This window comes from Thioclava sp., assembly GCF_048263065.1.
Taxonomy (GTDB): Bacteria; Pseudomonadota; Alphaproteobacteria; order Rhodobacterales; family Rhodobacteraceae; genus Thioclava.
The window spans coordinates 1-16,612 of sequence record NZ_JBLXEM010000042.1; the positions used below are offsets into that span (position 1 = coordinate 1).

Annotated in this window: 11 protein-coding genes and 2 pseudogenes; 4 read left to right on the forward strand and 9 right to left on the reverse strand. The window is 60.4% G+C overall.

Annotated elements, in window-relative coordinates:
- Window positions 1-503: 503 nt before the first annotated feature.
- Window positions 504-1,631 carry a ceramide glucosyltransferase gene (locus ACN0SD_RS19215; protein WP_417809812.1) on the reverse strand — a complete coding sequence of 376 codons (1,128 nt, stop codon included), beginning with the start codon at window positions 1,629-1,631 and terminating at the stop codon, window positions 504-506.
- Between the two features lie 229 nt (window positions 1,632-1,860).
- Here ACN0SD_RS19215 and ACN0SD_RS19220 point away from each other — a divergent pair, with 229 nt between their 5' ends.
- On the forward strand, window positions 1,861-2,478 hold the full coding sequence (locus ACN0SD_RS19220; RefSeq protein ID WP_417809813.1) for an undecaprenyl-diphosphatase: 618 nt from the start codon (window positions 1,861-1,863) through the stop codon (window positions 2,476-2,478).
- A gap of 21 nt (window positions 2,479-2,499) precedes the next feature.
- Here ACN0SD_RS19220 and ACN0SD_RS19225 read toward each other — a convergent pair whose 3' ends face one another.
- The gene (locus ACN0SD_RS19225) at window positions 2,500-4,587 is read right to left on the reverse strand and encodes an LssY C-terminal domain-containing protein (protein WP_417809814.1); all 2,088 of its coding nucleotides are present in this window, start codon (window positions 4,585-4,587) and stop codon (window positions 2,500-2,502) included.
- A gap of 414 nt (window positions 4,588-5,001) precedes the next feature.
- On the opposite strand from ACN0SD_RS19225, the pseudogene ACN0SD_RS19230 reads away from it, so the two are divergent.
- Window positions 5,002-5,505 (forward strand): annotated as a pseudogene (locus ACN0SD_RS19230) (IS6 family transposase); the annotation flags it as partial.
- 55 nt (window positions 5,506-5,560) lie between these two features.
- Here the strand turns inward: ACN0SD_RS19230 and ACN0SD_RS19235 are convergent.
- The 7 genes and pseudogenes from ACN0SD_RS19235 to ACN0SD_RS19265 form a co-directional block, all read right to left on the reverse strand.
- Window positions 5,561-6,778, reverse strand: a pseudogene (locus tag ACN0SD_RS19235) (IS256 family transposase).
- Between the two features lie 264 nt (window positions 6,779-7,042).
- Entirely contained in the window at window positions 7,043-8,539 is a 1,497-nt protein-coding gene (locus ACN0SD_RS19240; protein WP_417809815.1) for an ArnT family glycosyltransferase, read from the reverse strand.
- The gene (locus ACN0SD_RS19245; RefSeq protein WP_417809816.1) at window positions 8,536-9,714 is read right to left on the reverse strand and encodes a glycosyltransferase; all 1,179 of its coding nucleotides are present in this window, start codon (window positions 9,712-9,714) and stop codon (window positions 8,536-8,538) included. Before ACN0SD_RS19245 ends, ACN0SD_RS19240 begins: the two co-directional genes overlap by 4 nt.
- A 146-nt stretch (window positions 9,715-9,860) precedes the next feature.
- Window positions 9,861-12,509, reverse strand: a complete 2,649-nt coding sequence (locus ACN0SD_RS19250; RefSeq protein WP_417809817.1) for an ABC transporter permease — start codon at window positions 12,507-12,509, stop codon at window positions 9,861-9,863.
- Complete coding sequence (locus tag ACN0SD_RS19255) at window positions 12,506-13,186, reverse strand: ABC transporter ATP-binding protein (RefSeq protein WP_417809818.1); 681 nt, start codon at window positions 13,184-13,186, stop codon at window positions 12,506-12,508. Before ACN0SD_RS19255 ends, ACN0SD_RS19250 begins: the two co-directional genes overlap by 4 nt.
- Complete coding sequence (locus ACN0SD_RS19260; RefSeq protein WP_417809819.1) at window positions 13,179-13,841, reverse strand: ABC transporter ATP-binding protein; 663 nt, start codon at window positions 13,839-13,841, stop codon at window positions 13,179-13,181. The genes ACN0SD_RS19255 and ACN0SD_RS19260 overlap by 8 nt, the downstream gene beginning before the upstream one ends.
- Before the next feature lies 1 nt (window position 13,842).
- Window positions 13,843-14,433, reverse strand: coding sequence for a hypothetical protein (locus tag ACN0SD_RS19265; protein WP_417809820.1), 591 nt, complete (start codon window positions 14,431-14,433; stop codon window positions 13,843-13,845).
- Window positions 14,434-15,101: 668 nt separating this feature from the next.
- Between ACN0SD_RS19265 and ACN0SD_RS19270 the strand changes: the two genes are divergently transcribed.
- Together ACN0SD_RS19270 and ACN0SD_RS19275 are read left to right on the forward strand one after the other, a co-directional pair.
- Window positions 15,102-15,443: a cupredoxin domain-containing protein gene (locus tag ACN0SD_RS19270; protein ID WP_417809821.1), complete on the forward strand. Its 342-nt coding sequence runs from the start codon at window positions 15,102-15,104 to the stop codon at window positions 15,441-15,443.
- A gap of 27 nt (window positions 15,444-15,470) precedes the next feature.
- Entirely contained in the window at window positions 15,471-16,328 is an 858-nt protein-coding gene (locus ACN0SD_RS19275) for an FTR1 family iron permease (RefSeq protein ID WP_417809822.1), read from the forward strand.
- The last annotated feature ends 284 nt before the right edge of the window (window positions 16,329-16,612 follow it).

The window sequence follows — 16,612 nt, forward strand, 5'->3', positions numbered from 1 at the left end:
GTGTCGCAAGCGACTGCCGTGCCGGGCAGCTATTCCAGCTTCACACAGGAACTGCTCAATTCATAAGACAAGAGGGGGCCAACAAAACCGCTCAGATTGTATGGGCGCTCTTGGCAAGAGGAGGAACCTATCGAGCCGCATAAATGGTGAACAGAGCTGCATTGTTTACGCAGCACACTGAGCTGCAAGGGCAATAGACGTGATGATGATCAAAGCAAGCCGCAGCCAGAACACCCCGTGGTATTGCCAGGACAGACGTAGTCCGGCAACTTGATAGGGACCTGGCACGCGGACTTCATCCATTGCCCGACAGGGTATTGCACCGCAATGTCCCGAAAGGGAGGGCCAGCGGCCAGCGGTGCCGCGCAAACAGGCCGGACACATGACCGCAACCCGCGATGATCACGGCGTCAAAAAAGCCTTGCTAAACAGGAACCGTCCACACATGGCAATACCGCACAGCCCATAGCCTTGCAACAAATGCACGGCCTGATCTGGGCTGTTCATCGGGCATCTTTTTCTGTCGCGCCGACCTCATGGCCTTGCCAGTCAAAGGAGTTGCGTGTCCATGCCAATGCCCAAAGCACTGGAATCATCGCATCGCGCAGAAGACTGGCGGCGAGGATGCGTATCGCTGCGGGCCAGCCAGCAAGCCGCGTCAGCGCCCATTCTGCGCCATACCAAAGCGCGGCATAGCCGAATATGAGAGCCAGCGGGAGATCACTGGCCACGGCTCCGGCCGCGAACAGCAACAGTGGTACCGCCCCGCTAGTGAGAGGTTCTCCCAGAAACAGGCCAGGAAAGGCCACGCGACGGATGATGGCCCAACGAAGCTGGCGATTCCAGACGGTTGCGACCCTGCGCGCCCCGACTGGCTGTGGAAGGGGTCGGCGCGCCAGACGCACCTTTAAACCTGCAGCGCGCACGAGTTTGGTTGATTGTGCGTCCTCGGCGATGCTGTGTCCCAGCACCGCAGGCCCACCCGCCGACTCTAGAAAGGCGCGGTTCCAAAACAGCGTCTTGCCCTGCGCATAGCCCAGGCCGACCTGATCACCAGCAATCTGCCAGCGGGCTTGATAGCCATTTAGAAAGGCACATTCGAGCGCCCCACCGAACCCTTGGGGATCAACCCCCGCAGCGGGCGAACTTACCAGCCCCGTTTGCGCGTCCCACCGCCCGAGCATCTGCGAGAGATAGTCACGCGGTAGCACGATGTTGCTATCAGCCATCGCCACATAGATGCCATCGGCTGCACGCCACCCTTTCATCAGGTTGTTGATCTTGGGATTGTGGCTGACCGGGTCGCGCCCGATCAAAATCTGCGCATCAATGTCTGGGTGCTTTGCGATCAACTGGCGCACGTGCGGAACCGCCGGATCCTCGGCGTCATCCACACAAAAGAGCACCTGATAATTCGGGTAATCAAGCATAAGGCTGGACCCCAGCGTTTCGTCAAGACGATACTCCAGCCCTTTGAACGGACGCAGGAGTGTGATGCGCGGGGCATCAAGCGGGGGTGCACTGAACTGCCCACTCTGACGCAAGCGCGGCACTGCCAAAACGAGGCTTGCCAAATGAACCGCCAGTAGCACGCAGGATGCCGATAGCGTGAGGATTACGAATAAGGCCATTTTCCCGTCCCGTGTCGTTCTTAGCACTATCCCGGAACTATTGGCTTCGAACGTCGCACCGGGTTGGGCCCCTCTAACCAACATGTGCGCCGCAATACAGCCTTCGAGACGGGATTGTTCAGCGTGTGGGCGATCAAGCTTGATGCTGGCCATTTAGAGATGATCGCAATTTCGAGAGCGCTGGCTGCGTCATCTTGACTTGAGCGCGAGGATAAAGTTCCTGACGCGCATGGAACAGCTCAATCAAACACTCTTTGCCCTTGTCAACGGCCCCGCCGACCCGTCGCCCGCCATGCTTTGGCTCGCGTGTTTTCTGGCCGACTGGAGTCTCTACATCGTTGCCGTAGGTCTTGTCGTCGGGTGGCTGCGTGCGCATGCCGAACAACGCCGCGCGCTGGTGCTGGTGGGGCTTGCCACATGTCTGGGTTTGGCTGTCAATTTTACGATTGGGGCGTTTTGGTATCACCCCCGACCGTTTGCGCTTGGCATCGGAAACCAGTTGATCGCACACGCGGCAGATGGCTCGTTTCCCTCAGACCATGGGACTCTTCTGTTTGGGGTCGCGCTGTCGCTTCTTGCGTTCGTGCGGCCAAGTGTCTGGGGCTGGCTTGCCTTCGCAGCTGCGGCTTCTGTCGCCTGGGCTCGGGTCTGGCTTGGCATTCACTGGCCGCTCGACATGGCCGGGTCGTTTGTGGTGGCCCTCGCCGTGGTCTGGATCATTGCACTGGCGCGACGGACGCGCAGATTTGAACGCGTGATCGGCTCTATACTTGATCTGTTCGACAGCCTTCTTGATCTTGCACGCATTCCACAGACCTGGGTGCATCGATCGGCGAAAAGCCGATAGGCGACGCCGACCAATCTCTTTCTACTTGAGTGTCAGCACCGCAGCTTTTCCGTCTGTGAACCATGGATCTCCCGCAACCGACTGGCCCAGACGCGGCTTGGATATGGCAAGCATTTCAGTGCTTGCCAAGGTGCCTGCCTTGGTCAGATCGCTGACGATCTGATCGCGCTCGGCATCGATATTTGGGTCGATATGGTGCAAAAGCTGCCAATCAAGCCCGTCATCAAAGCTGGCTGCGGCGACGAACAGGCGCAGGCCGGCAGGGGTCATGTAGCGTGTGCGCCAGAAACGAACGTGGTGACGTTTGCGCAGGCTTTTGTCGGCGGTTGGTTTTTGGAATGCGAAATCGTTCGGCTGGGTTTGCCAGAAATAGGGGGTGACCGGGGCGTTGGCGTCCTCGCTGTTGGTCAACGCTGCGACCCCCGCACGCGCCAGCGCGATGGCTGTTGGTTTAAGGGCTTGCGTCCAACCAGCCTGCGTCATCGCGTGTTTTATGGCAGCGTCATCGCGCTCCAGAACGATGATATTGATCGGCTCCAGCGGATTTCCGAAGACGCTTTCGGTCTCATTTGACGCAGTTCCTGAGGCGAATAGCTGGGCGATATTCGTCACCGAGTGATCAACCACGGTTGTCACAACGACGTTGCGCGTTCTTTCATAGTCTGCGACCTGCCAGACCGCGATGCTGATAAAAACCAGACTTATTACGGCTGGCAAGGCAACGCCGCGCGGGGTCTCTAAGGCGGGCTTGGGTCGGGACGTACGCCACCATTCTGCGATGGCAATACCGATTAGCATCCAGAGCGCACCGACGAGCCAGCCATTGATCACGTCGCTCAGATAGTGCTCGATCAGGTAAAGCCCCGAAAGCCCGATCACAAAGCCCACTGTCACCGCCAGCAGCGCCGCACGAACCGGTCCAAGCCATTTTAGCTTCCACATGACGAAACACACCATCGCGTAAAAGGAAGCTGAAATCGCTGCCTGACCGGACGGGAAACTGCCGGATTGGTCCACGAAATAGGCGAGATCAGGGCGCGGGCGTTGGAAAAAATCTTTAAGCAGGGCGACAGTGCAAACGTTGCCGATCACTGACACGCTGAGTCCAAGCAGCAGGTCAGGGCGCTTGCGCACCCATAGCCACGTAAGCACGACAAACATCATGAGCACCATAACACGCAGATCAGCAAGCGCGCTGACACAGGTGAAGACAATGATAAGCCACGGAGCCCAGAAAGCGTGGATAAGGTTCGCAAGCCGTACGTCTGTCTGCACGATCGCGTCACCACTCAGAAAACTGGTGCTGCTATCTACCCAAGTCGTGAGGACATAGCTGATCGCAATGGCGAGCAAGGTTGTGGTCAAACCCGAGAACTGAGTTCTGTCAAAGCGATGCGCAAGAAAGCGCGTCATGCGTGGGTTACGCCCCGCCCATTCGCGCACATCCTCGTTTTCGGCCACGGCACGCGCGATTGAGCGCAGGATCGAGCGTAAGAAGGGTAGCATGCGCCCGATCCGCATGACCAGCCACCACAAGACCAAAAGCGCCAGCAAGACGGCGCCGGAAAAAAGCGTGACTCGCGTTATCATCGGCCCGATACGGGTGAAGACATCGCCCAGAAGGTATCCAGCAAGCGGAACGAGCAGGGCATAGGGAATACCGCTGAACGCGTTCCAGATCGCGAACCGCCGTCGCGGCATTCCCGAAAGCGCGGCGGCAAGCGTGACAAAGCCTGCGAGTGGACCGAAAAACCGTCCGATAACCAAAGCAAGACCGCCGCGCCGCGCGAACAGTTGATGTGCCCGATTGTATTGTGGCGATTGCATGGGGTTCCAGCGCCGTTCAATTCCCTTTCGCGCCAGCACTCCGGCCCAGTAACTGGCTTCCCCGCCAAAAAATGAGCCGATTGCGACAAACCAAGCGAGGTCGAAATAGTCGATCTCGCCCTGCTGCACGAGAATGCCCCCAGCGGCCACCACCAGCATTCCTGGAACGAACAGTCCGGTAACGAAAAACGCTTCGAGCAGCGCCGCCGTGCCGAGGATCCAGTAGGACCACAGACCTAGCGATGCGAGCGAGGGCAAAATCTGATCGAGCGAGTGCGACATATCTGGTGGCTGTCCTTGGCTTCTATTCCGAATATGCACGTCGTCATGGTTGCAATGCAATCCGTGCTGGCCTTTGGTTCTTAGCACTATCTTTGGAAGCCGGGCGACGTTTCTAGGTATATTTGAGATGGTGTCTCATCAAGCATCATGAGTATATTTGGTTCAGAATCAAAGTTGACGGACGAGCCTCATGCCAGCACACAAACAGTTCTTCTGAAGCCTGCAGAAACTCGACGTTGGAAAGCAGTAGCAAAGCCCACTTGAGAGAGGTCTAAGCCAGCCGCACCCTTCGAAATTGCAGATTTCGTCATCATCTCAATCTCCTAATCGGGTGTTGTCACATTAACGGGCAGCTATTCCAGCTTCGCACAGGAACTGCTCAATTCATAAGACAAGAGGGGGTTTTCGCCCCAGATCATTGCTCATGTTGTTTGGCTCTACGTCCGGTTCAACTTGAGCCTGCGCGAGGTCGAGGAGATGATGCTGGCATGTGGCGTAGAGGTTTCGTACGAGACGATCCGGCGCTGGACTGTCAAGTTCGGCCCGTTGATCACCCACGTTCTACGACGACGGCAGCCGCGCCCCGGCGAGGTCTGGCATCTGGACGAAGTCGTCGTAAAGATCGCGGGCCGGTAATACTGGCTGTGACGTGATGTCGACCAACACGGCGTTGTTCTTGATGAGATACTGCAATCGAGGCGAGACAAGCGCGCGGCCAAGCGGCTTTTGGTCAAGCTAATGAAACGCTGGGGTTTCGTGCCCAAAAGAATCATTACGGACAAATTGCGATCCTACGGCGCCGCCAAACGCGAGGTCGCGCCTGGCCTTGATCATTGGTCGCACAAGGGACTCAATTATTGCGCCGAGAACAGTCGCCGGCCGCTCAGGAAACGAGAGCGAGTAATGCAAGGCTTCCGGGGGAGTGTCATGAACTCTGTGTATCTGGGCTGGCCCATGCGGGTTTTAGATACAGTCACGCATTGAATCGATCTTCGAACATTATGGCGAAATGATGGCGGGCGGCAAACCATTCCCGAACATTTCGTCCTCCTTTTTCGAAGTTGCGGATCGCCAGGTAGATCAGCTTCGTGGCAGCCTCCTCGGTTGGGAATGACCCGCGGGTTTTGATTAATTTTCGGATCACCCGGTTCAAACTCTCTATCGCGTTCGTGGTGTAAATGATCTTGCGGGTCGAAGGCTAAGAATGGGATCATTTCTTGTCATGCCCTGCGCTAGGCTGGGGCGATGGAAGCGTATTTACCGGCCCATTTTTCCTCGAAGGCATTCAGCTCGGCGGCCGCCTGATCGGCGGTCGGGGCGTTGTAAATCCGTCGCAGGTCCTTGGCCATCTCCTTGCGATCCTTCCATGCGCAGAAGTTCAGCGAGTGGTGCACGAGGTGAACGATGCAGGTTTGCACTGCGGTTTCCGGGTAGGCTGCGGTGATGGCGTCAGGGAAGCCCTTGAGGCCATCCATGACCGCGATCAGGATGTCCTGCACCCTGCGGTTCTTCAGTTCCGTCATCACTGACAGCCAGAATTTGGCGCGTTCGTTGTCGGCAATCCACAGGCCCAGAACCTCGCGCATGCCATCCCTGTTGACGCCGAGGGCGACATAGACGGCCTTGTTTTTGACCATACGGCTATCGGCGTCGCGGATCTGACCCGCAGAGCGTCAAAAATGACGATCGGATACATCCGATCCAGCGCCCGGGACTGCCATTCCCTGACCTCGTCCAGCACCGCATCCGTGACACGGCTGATGAGGTCTGGCGACACTTGCAGACCATAGACGTCCTCGAGGTGGGCGCGGATATCGCGATCCATCAGACCGGCTGCGTAGAGGCCGATAATCTTATCATCCATCCCATCAATCCGGGTCTGGCCCTTCTTCACCAGTTCGGGCGCGAAGCTGCCGCCCCTGCCGCGCGGCACGGCGATAGGCAACTCGCCGTCCTTGCCCTTCAATCGTTTGGCTGATGAGCCGTTACGGCGGTTGGCCTGATCGGACGACGCATCCTTGCCCTCCTCATAGCCCAAATGCGCGGTCAGCTCGGCACCCAGCATCCGCTCCATCAGCTTGATCTTCAACTCTTTCATCATGCCGTTGTTGCCGAGCAGATCTTCAGCAGGTCGTCCAGCAGTTCCTTGGAAATCGTCATCGTCATCGTCCTTGCTTCTCTCAGGAAGCATGGACCAAGCCCCAGTTACACAAAAGGTCGAACACTCTCGCTTCCGGTCGCCGAGTGGATTGCAGCGCTTCGTCTCCATGCAGTCCGCAACCCGAAATTCCTTCTCCGGCCGAGCCCGCCGTCGTTCCGCTCTTACCATACGCTACCATCGGCTCGAAGCTTTCAACGCTTGGAAATCCGCAGCAAACGTCGCTTGATGTCCCTCCGCAACCCAAGCTTCCAGACTGGGCGACTTAATGTGACAACGCCCCTTGGCGCGATGCGTCTAACGTGGTGTTCGCAAGATCTCTGCCGGAATCACTGTCGCGCTCTCAGTACAGGTTCGAAGCCCTCGGACCTCCGTCACCTGGTAGCGCTTCAAAGCTGCTCCGCGCGAGGCGCGCGTCAACACTTCGGGCCGTCCGGCGGTCTCGAACAGCGTCGTTGCGCCTTCATTCGCTGCGACCGGCATCGGCTGAACCAGAAGCCCCGGCGCCGAACAAAGCGCGTGCGGCATCGTGTAACGAAACAGGTACCGTCTGGTTTCCGTCACTTGCCAGACCGGCAACGCAGGGAAGCGCAGCGCCAGCGCGCCAGTGGTTCCGTAATCATCAGTTGCGATCCAGCGGGCACTGGAATGTTCGGCCCGCACCCCCAGAGCGCGGGTCATGTCTGGCCAGCCCTTGGTCTGGTTTGCCGGATTGTCGCCGGGAAAGACCGGCGCGCCGGGCCAGAAGGCCAACACCAATCCTGCAACGGCCACCCCACCGCCCGCCAAGGCCGGAACGCCGACACGAAAGAGGCCGGGTTTGCGCAGGCCCACCGCTGCCAATACAGCGAGACCGGGGCATAGCGGAACAATCCAGTTTGCCTGCACCGCCGCAGTCAGCGCGTGATATCCTAGGAACAGCAGGGACGGCAGGGAAGTCGCCGTCATAAGCGCGGCCACGCCCCTCGCGCGCCAGATCCCGCGCAGAACAGGCACGATCAAGAGGGGTGTCACGGACAAGATCGTTGCTGCAAGGTAGTCGCCCATATGGCTGCCGTGCGAAACGGATGCGTCGAGGCGGCTGAACTGGCGTTCGAACCCATACCATTCATGCGTGGCGTTCCACAGAAGAAACGGGGCCAATGTCAGTAGGGTTGTCGCCGCCATGATCCATGGACCAGAACTCAGCAAGCGGCGACGGCCTTCGCGGCTGGCCAGCAGCCAGGCCAGCACCCCGACCCCGAAAAACAGATTGGTGAATTTGGACAGCACGCCCAATCCGGCGGCAACCCCGGCAAGCGCCCAAAGCCGTCGCCCTCCCTTTGGGTCGGCGGCGCGCACCGTCAGCCATAGGCTCAGTGCCCAGAAGAAGGTCGAGGGAGCATCCGGGGTGGCTGTGAACCCAAGTGCGGCAGGCAGCGCCATAATGTTGTAGAAAAGCGCCGCAGCAAAGGCGCGCCGCGGACCCGCTCCGAGGCACCGTGCGATATTCCAAGTCAACAGGGTGACCGACGCGAACCCCACTACCGAGACGAGTCGTATCCCAGCAGGGCCAGACCCCAGCAGGGCCTCGCCCACCCAAATCCAAAGGGCGATCATTGGCGGGTGGTCATAATAGTCAGGTGCAAGGCGGGTGGCCCAAAGCGCGTAGTAAGCCTCGTCGTTGAACACCGGGATGAGGCCTGCCATAGCAAGATGCACCAGCCCGATGGCCAGCGTCAGCAACAAGACCGGCGTGACTTGAGAACGCGAAAGACGACTTTCGGGGACGGCAGAACCTGAAACCGCGCTCATCGGGCCCGCCAGGTGACGATCAGGCTGGCCCAGAAGTTCCAAATTGCTCCGACGACGGCCCCGGCCGCGCTTGCCAGCCACCAGACGGGAACCAGTTGAAACAACACGGTTGATACGCCCAAATTTGCCGATGCCCCCAAACAGCAAACCAAGTAGAAGGCCAGCAGCCCTGTGAAAAACGCCCGCCCCCTTAGCCGCCTTTCGCGCCAGGTCAGGCTGTTGTTGAGCAGGAAGTTCGTGGTCATCGCGATCCAGATGCCAGTGGCCTGCGCCACCTCAAAATTGCCTGCCATTGCCAGCCCCGCCCAGACGGCCGCCAATTGCACGACGAGACCGCTGGCGCCGACGAAACCAAACATCACGAAGCGAACCGGCAGAAGTCCGCCAGTCAACCGAGACAGAAGGAGTGCTACGAATTCCAGCGTGACCGCTATGTCCATCTTTGAGCGGCCCGCCACACGCGGCCGAAAGTCATAGGGCAGTTCCAGCACGTTCCAACGTCCTCTCGCCATAGACAACATGTCGGCCAACAATTTGAAACCGTCAGGTTGGAGGCCACAGACCACCTCATTCAGGGAGCTTCGGCGCAGAACGAAAAAACCACTCATCGGATCACTTGCCTTGATCGACAGCAGGCGGCGCGCCAGTGCGTTGGCACGTTTCGAACCCCAGCTGCGCGGACGCGAAAAGCCGCTGGATGCGGCCCCCCCATCGACATGGCGCGAGCCGATCACGATGTCGAGGCTTGGATCATTCGACAGACGACGGAACATCTCGGGGAGAAGGCGTTCGTCATGCTGCATGTCTGCGTCCATCACCGCGACCAGAGGGGAGATCGCCGACAGCATGCCTTCGATGCAGGCCCCGGCGAGGCCGCGCCGCCCGACCCGACTGATCAATCGTACTTTTGGATCTTCGGCGGCAACCGCGCGCACTTCATCAGCGGTGCCGTCGCCACTGTCGTCATCGACGAAGATCACCTCATAGGCGACCGCATTTAACGCAGCTTCAAGCATGGCCGACAGCGGGCGGATATTTTCGCGCTCGTCGTAGGTCGGAATGACCACTGTCAAAGCTGGGGCAAAATGATGCATCATTTTCGTGTTCCGATGTTGGTTGGAAAAAGTCGATCTGTAGGGCTCTGCCTCGCACTCCCCGAGCGGACAGAAACTCATGGCAGGATTTCCTGCGGTTGAAGCCTTCCGGGTGTGTGTGCGCAGCACAAATCGACGCCGCAGGGTGCTTTCTTGCCAATCGAAGGGCCGCGATGACGAGACGACATACTCAGGGGGACGCAACGGCCTGCTTCCCCGTCGTGGTCCTACAACTCACGGAGCAATTCCGTGACGCCATGGGCCGAGCGGTGCCGCGCGAACCAGACCGCCCCCGCAACCGAGAGGACGCCCATCAGCACGACCAACCCTAGGTAGCCATAGGGGACCATCAGCGTCTCGGGCGGTGGATCGAAAACTCCGGTCAGCAACTTGACCAGCAGCCACGCCGCCAGCACGCCATAGACAACGCCGAAGGCGATCCCGCCCGCTGCGATCAACGCGCCCTCTGCGCGCAGAAAACTGGCCAGTTGGCGCGGTTTGGCCCCGACCGCCGTGAGGATCGCAAAGGCGCGCTTGCGGTCCGCAAATCCCAGCGCCAGCATCAATCCTGCTGCGGCCGCGGCAATGAGGATGGCGAAGGACAACTCGATCCGGGTCAGGCCCGACAGGTCCACCGAGGTCAGGCTCGACCCGATGATATGGGTCACGCTGCCGATATCCTTGACCTGCATCCCCGGAGCGCCGTTCAGCGCCGCGCGCACGTCAGCCGTCACTGTGGCGGGCGGTGCGGAGGCTTTCATCAGCACATATTCTGCCGGCACGATTCCTGTGGCCTTCGCGATATAGTCGGCATTGGTCACCAGAAAGCTGTCCTTGGGTGCTGTCGGAAACTCTCGCGCCACACCGATGAAGTGGAAGGGGATGGTGTGATACTGGTGATCAGCCCCGCTCATCAGGCGCAGGTTGATCTTGTCGCCGGTATTGAGTTGGAAATCCTTCACCGTTTCTTCCGAGACCAGCACACCGTCGGGCGTGTCCTTGAGCTTAGCTAGGATCGACTGCACGCTGCCGCCCCGGAAATAGGCGTTCGACAGGCGCGTCACCTTGGTCAACTGATCAGGTTGGATGCCGTAGATATCCTGCAAATCGGCGCCGACATAGGCAAAACGGTGCATCATCGGCACGGCAGCGGCGACGCCCGGAACCTTCTCCAACGTAGAAAGAAGCGGTCCGGCCGGGTTGGCCGTTGTGCCAAAGACTGTCACGTCAGCGCCGTTGGTTAGCTCTGCATCCACGCGCGCCTGACCATTATAAGTGGTGTTGAAAATCGCCGTCGAAGCCGCGAAGGCCAGCGCCATTGCCGCCATCGCGATCCCACCGGTCAGCCGCCGTGATTGCCGCGACAGCGCGGTTGCGATCAGCGGCGACAGCCGTCCGGCAGTCGGTCGGATGAGCCGCGAAACGATCTGCGGCGCGCCCCCGATCAACAGATCCGACAGGCGCAGCAGCAGAAGCGCCGAGCCGAGCCAGAACAAGGCTGGCGCAAGGAAAGCCTTGTAATCCACTGCAGTGGCGGGGACGCCCTCGGGGGCCAGAACGATCTGATAGCCGGTGCTGGCACTTTGCCAAAAGGCAAGCGCGGCCCCCGCAAGCAAGACCAGATCAAGCCCGAATCGGCGCCAGATCGGGGTCTGGGCCCGCCCGACCGCACGACGCGCTGCCGCGACGGTGCGTCCCTGAAGATCGCGCCATGCGGGCCAAAGCACCGCGCCAAGGGCGAGCGAGACGCCGCCAAGGGCCGCGATCCCTGTTGCAATCGCCCAGCCCGCGATCGCCAGCCCCAAAAGCCAGGCAGACACCGCCGCGAGAGCAAGGCCGAAAATCGTGCCGCCAAGGCCGACGGCGAGTGCCTCGCCAGCCGCAAGCGACAGAATCTGGGCGCGCGTTGCGCCACGGATGCGCAGCAGGCTTTGGTCTGCACGGCGACGGTCGCCGCCGCTGGCGGTTACCGCAAATGTCAGCAACGCGGCTAGGGCCACCCCGGGCAGGCCGAGGAACAGGAAAAGCACGGTCGCATACAGGCTGTCGCCGCGCACCGCATCGAAGCGCGCACCAAGATTGTTCGCAACCAGCGCCTGTCCCGCGACACGCGCCTCAAGGTTATGCGCGCCCCCCGTCACGGTCGTGTAGGCTGCAGTTGGTTGATTGGGCAGCGCGCTGTGATCAAAACGCACATGGAATTGCAAACGGGTGCTATCGGGGCGCACGGCGCTTTGCGGATCGAAGAACCGATGCCATTGGGCTGGTGGCAACATCACCACGTTATCGGGCGGCGCTTGCGGCGCGGCCTGTTTGGGCAGCCCGACGCCTTGGAAGAAGGAGTCCGCATCCGGCAAATCGACCACGCCCGAAATTGTCACCTGCACGGGCGGCAGGCCGGGACGGTTAATCGTGACGGTATCGCCCGCGCGCGCGTGCAGGTTGGCCGCTGTCTGCTGCGCCAGCAGCGGGCCATCTGGTGTGCCCGACAACAGGCGTATCTCGCGCGGGAAGGTGGGCAGATAATCCTTGCCAAGAGCGACGACCTTACCCGGTCCGGTGGTCTGAACCGTCCCGCCGGTGCTGGCCTGTAGGCCGGTGGTCGTGGCGTAGAAGGCCTCGCGCACCGCCGCGACCTTGGCCGATTGCATTATGTCGGCCTTTATCTTTGCCGGATCGGCGCCGGGCACGGCCTCGACCTGCCAGTCGATCGGCACCGATGCGACGGCGCGCATCGTCATCGTTCGCGTGCTGGCGGTCAAAAACCCCGCGAGCACCGCGATCAGCGCCACAGTCAGGGCCACCCCGAGGATGGTGCCGGAAAGCCGCCACGCCCGGTCGCGCGCAAGTTTCGAAATCCAGAGTGTAAGCATCATGCGTCTTCCATCTGCTGGGCCGACTTGACGAGTCTGCCGTGATCCATCGTCCAAAGCCGAGCCATACGGGCCGCGACATGCGCGTCATGGGTGGCGATCACTATCGCGATGCCCGCCCGCGCTGCGATCTCAAGCACGCCGTCTAGGAAATGTTCGGCGGTGTGGCTGTCGAGCTGTCCGGTCGGTTCATCGGCCAAAATTAGTCGCGGCGCGGTGGTCAGCGCGCGTAGCATCGCGATCCGTTGCGCCTGACCGCCCGAAAGCTCTTCGGGCAGTTTGGCAGCAAGCTCTTCGAGGCCGAACCGAGCCAAAAGCGCGTGCGCGCGATCCTTTGCGCCTGCGTCGCGGCTCGCCAGAAGCAGCGGTAGGGTGATGTTGCCCAGCACGTCGAGTGCGGGAAACAGACTTGGGCTTTGAAACACAAACTGCACATTTTCGGGCATCAAGGTGTCACGCGCCCCTAACGCCGGCCATTCGACACGCCCGCTCGTCGGGGCGATCAGTCCGCCGAGAATATGCATGAGGGTGGATTTACCACTACCAGAAGGGCCGATGATCGCGATCCGATCCCGTTGCGCGATCTCACAATCGATACCCTCGAGAACAGCGATGGGGGTGCCGCCGGGAACCGGATAGCGCATCGCGATCCCTTCGGCGCGTGCGAGTATGTCAGTCATGATCAACCCTCCCGTCTTTGAGCCGGACAATGCGATCAGCGTGATGGGCCAGCGCCTCGCTATGGGTCGCGATCAGCGTCGTGAGGTCCGAATTGCGCCGCGCTTCGAACAATGCCAGCAGGTCGTCTTCGGTCGCCCTGTCCACCTCGGCGGTCGGCTCGTCAGCGATCAGAATTGGCGGATCAAGCGCGAGCGCGACCGCCAGCCCGGCGCGCGCCGTCTCGCCGCCCGACAGATGTGCGGGTAGCGCGTCACGCCGGTGATTTAGCCCGACAGCGCCGATCAACTCGTCAACGCGCGCCTCGTCCATCCGGCCCGCCATCCGCATCTGGAACCTGATGTTGTCGGCCACCGTGAAATGGGGAAACAAATTGCCCGATTGCATCAGAATCCCAAAGGCCCGCGCACGCAACTTTGCGCGCACGGGTTCCGGGCGGCGGGTCATCAGTTCGCCATCGGCAGTAACTTGGACCGCATCGGGCTCATCGAGCCCGGTAAGGCAGTTCAGAAGCGTAGACTTGCCACTGCCCGAAGGGCCGGTGACCGCCACGATTTCACCGGGCGCAAGCACAAGGCTCACACCCCTGAGTGCTGCTACTTCATCGTCACCGGTGTGATAGAAGCGATACAGGTCATGCGCGCAAAGCCGCTCCATCTCATTTCCATCCGAAAGAGCGCGACATCAGCCGCCATTGATCCACGTTGTCGGCGCCATAGGGGGCCGAGAGGTTCAGCGCTGCCATCTTTCCGCCCTGTTCGAACAAATAGAGGTTGTGCTCCAGCCGGACCTGCTTGCCGGTCACCACGTTGGGTTCGGAATTGTCGGAATAGTCGATCCGAAGGGCTTGGCCGAAGGGCAGCGTTACGGTGCTGGTCTTGCCAAGTTTGACCGCACGGCCCGTTTTTTCCAGCACCGGAAGGTAGCTGTCTTTCACCCACGCCAGATCAAGTTTCGCAGGTGCCTTGCTGATCGTGATTGCGACGGCGTCGAGCTTGCCCACAAATCGCACAGTCGGGCCGGTTCCGCTGCGCGCCCAGCCCTCGGGCACCTGCAACGAATAGCCCGCCGATTGGTAAGGGATAAAAACCTGCGTATCGGGAATATCGCCCGGCGGGTTCTTCTCGGGTGCCACGGCCTTTTCAGCATGCGCAGAAACAGCGGTTAGCGGCGCGAGCGGGCCCACCAACGCAGCAACGGCAAGCAGGATCACGAAGGTGGATTTGAAGGTGAAGCGTTTGGCTGACATAACGGACTCCATTCGATTTGAGGGCGGTTCGATCCGCTCCCCCTCTATTTAGAAGGCCGTTCGGTCTTTCTTTTTGTCACCAATTTACAACTTTGTAAGAACTGTAGATATGCCGTTACTCGCGGGACATTTCCTTTAACCTCCCAGGTTTGGGAAGAAGGTGATGTTCATGACCAAGGATCAACGCGAGATTCAGCGCAAACTGCGGATACTGATATACGCAGAAGAGATCGGTCACGTTGCGAAAGCCTGCCGGCGAGGCCTTCCTTGCAGCACGCATTCGCGCATTAATCCAAGAAGCCTCCACGCAATACGACTACATCTCGAGCATATCCCGTCCTTAGTCCGCCTTGCGGCATGTGCGGTCGAGCGCCGTAACGACGTCCTCGATGAGCTGCGATCAGATTGAGGCGGCGCTTCGGTACGCGGTGCCGACCGCGATGATCAACATTCACGTCGAATCGGAGCAGACGCATTTGGGTATCGTAGTTCTGGATTGATCGCACGAAGGGCTCCGACAAGGATCGGCGACCAGCAAGTTCGGACCCGGTCTGTCAGGCGAGCAAACTCCGTTAGTCGCCTCAGCGGTTGAGTATTTTTATCGGGAATTATTGACCCAAGTCTTTTTGTCGGATATTCAGGCCGCCAAACAGACAAGTGGGATTCTAATGACACGCATTTCACGCCTCGCCCCCGCGCTCCTCATGCTGGCCTGCACGCCAGCCCTCGCCGTCGCGGACCAGACCGGTCCGACGATCACTCTGACCGATGGGGTGGTGGTGCCGCAGACGATCGCACTGCCTGCCGACAAGGCGGTCACCCTGACCGTCTATAATACAGGCGAGACCGCAGCAGAGTTCGAAAGCAAGCGCCTGCGCATCGAGAAGATCATCGCGCCGGGCGAGACCGAGACGATCCAGCTGAGAGCGCTTCCGGCGGGCAGCTACCCCTTCGTCGAGGAATTTCACGAAGACCTCGACACCGCCAAGGGCACGATCGTCGTCAAGTAATCTACCGGTCACGCGCAGGAGAATGTCATGGACGGACAGATCATCTTCATCCTGTGGCGCGAGAGCGTCGAGGCGCTTCTCGTCATAGGCATTCTCTCGGGCTGGCTGGCGCATGAGGGTGCGGGTCGGCGAGCGGCGCGGTTCCTCTGGGGCGGCGTGCTGACCGGGCTTGCGCTGGCCCTAGCCTTCGCACTGACGCTGTTGGGGTTCTCGAAGCTCCTTTCGGCTGGCCTGCGTCAGGACGTGATGACGGTGATGGTGTTCGTGGCCGCAGGGCTGATCGTGCAGATGGTCGTCTGGATGCGCGGCCACGGCCGCACGCTCAAACGCGACCTCGAGGCAGGGCTAAAGGCTGCCGCCATGCGCCAAGGGTGGTGGGCGGTGTTCATCCTCGCCATGGCAGCGGTGGCGCGCGAAGGCTCGGAGACGGTCGTCTTTCTCTACGGCTCGCTCGCCGCCGCGAAACAGAGCGAGATGACCGGCGTTTTGGCCTCGATTACCGTGGGCTTTGCCACAGCGCTGGCGAGCTATGTGCTGCTGCGGGCCGGGGCGCGGTTCCTACCGTGGCGCGGCTTCTTCCGGGTGTCCGAGGTCATGCTGCTGCTGCTCGGGGCGGCGCTCTTCACCACCGGCGTGGACGATCTCGTATCGGCTGGCATCCTGCCCTTCGGCACCCCCCTCTGGGATATGAGCGCGCTACTCGACGACGGGGGCCGTCTCGGCGGGTTGCTCTCGGCGCTGACCGGTTACCGCGCCGCGCCCGATATGGCAACGCTGGGGGGCTGGGTCATCTACTGGGCCACGGTGGCAGGCATCCTGCACTGGCAGTCCCGCAGCTTGCGTTGGCGGCGAACGCCAGAACAATCAGCCGGATCAGGAGGCTGACCTTGTTGACCCGTGCAACCCCGATGGTCGGCAGCGGCGCGCCGAGAGCATAGCAGTGATCCCATGTGTCGCGTTCGGCAAGCTGACGTCCATGGGAAGCAACATCGTTCCGGCTTTGGCCATGTCCATACTGTGATTCCTAAAACAGAAATCGCGGAGGCGATCGCGAACAGACGCTGTTTCCTGACCGCGAAGGATGCCATGGAGGGGCATCGTCAAGTTATTGACGCGGCTTGTGGCAAGCGGTAGCGCGCGAGAATGATCAGTCAAATTTCACAACCTCG

Coding starts and splice junctions, on each gene's coding strand:
- ACN0SD_RS19215 (WP_417809812.1), bottom strand. CDS start 1,631: ATGGCCTTATTCGTAATCCTCACGCTATCGGCATCCTGCGTGCTACTG.
- ACN0SD_RS19220 (WP_417809813.1), top strand. CDS start 1,861: ATGGAACAGCTCAATCAAACACTCTTTGCCCTTGTCAACGGCCCCGCC.
- ACN0SD_RS19225 (WP_417809814.1), bottom strand. CDS start 4,587: ATGTCGCACTCGCTCGATCAGATTTTGCCCTCGCTCGCATCGCTAGGT.
- ACN0SD_RS19240 (WP_417809815.1), bottom strand. CDS start 8,539: ATGAGCGCGGTTTCAGGTTCTGCCGTCCCCGAAAGTCGTCTTTCGCGT.
- ACN0SD_RS19245 (WP_417809816.1), bottom strand. CDS start 9,714: ATGAGTTTCTGTCCGCTCGGGGAGTGCGAGGCAGAGCCCTACAGATCG.
- ACN0SD_RS19250 (WP_417809817.1), bottom strand. CDS start 12,509: ATGATGCTTACACTCTGGATTTCGAAACTTGCGCGCGACCGGGCGTGG.
- ACN0SD_RS19255 (WP_417809818.1), bottom strand. CDS start 13,186: ATGACTGACATACTCGCACGCGCCGAAGGGATCGCGATGCGCTATCCG.
- ACN0SD_RS19260 (WP_417809819.1), bottom strand. CDS start 13,841: ATGGAGCGGCTTTGCGCGCATGACCTGTATCGCTTCTATCACACCGGT.
- ACN0SD_RS19265 (WP_417809820.1), bottom strand. CDS start 14,433: ATGTCAGCCAAACGCTTCACCTTCAAATCCACCTTCGTGATCCTGCTT.
- ACN0SD_RS19270 (WP_417809821.1), top strand. CDS start 15,102: ATGACACGCATTTCACGCCTCGCCCCCGCGCTCCTCATGCTGGCCTGC.
- ACN0SD_RS19275 (WP_417809822.1), top strand. CDS start 15,471: ATGGACGGACAGATCATCTTCATCCTGTGGCGCGAGAGCGTCGAGGCG.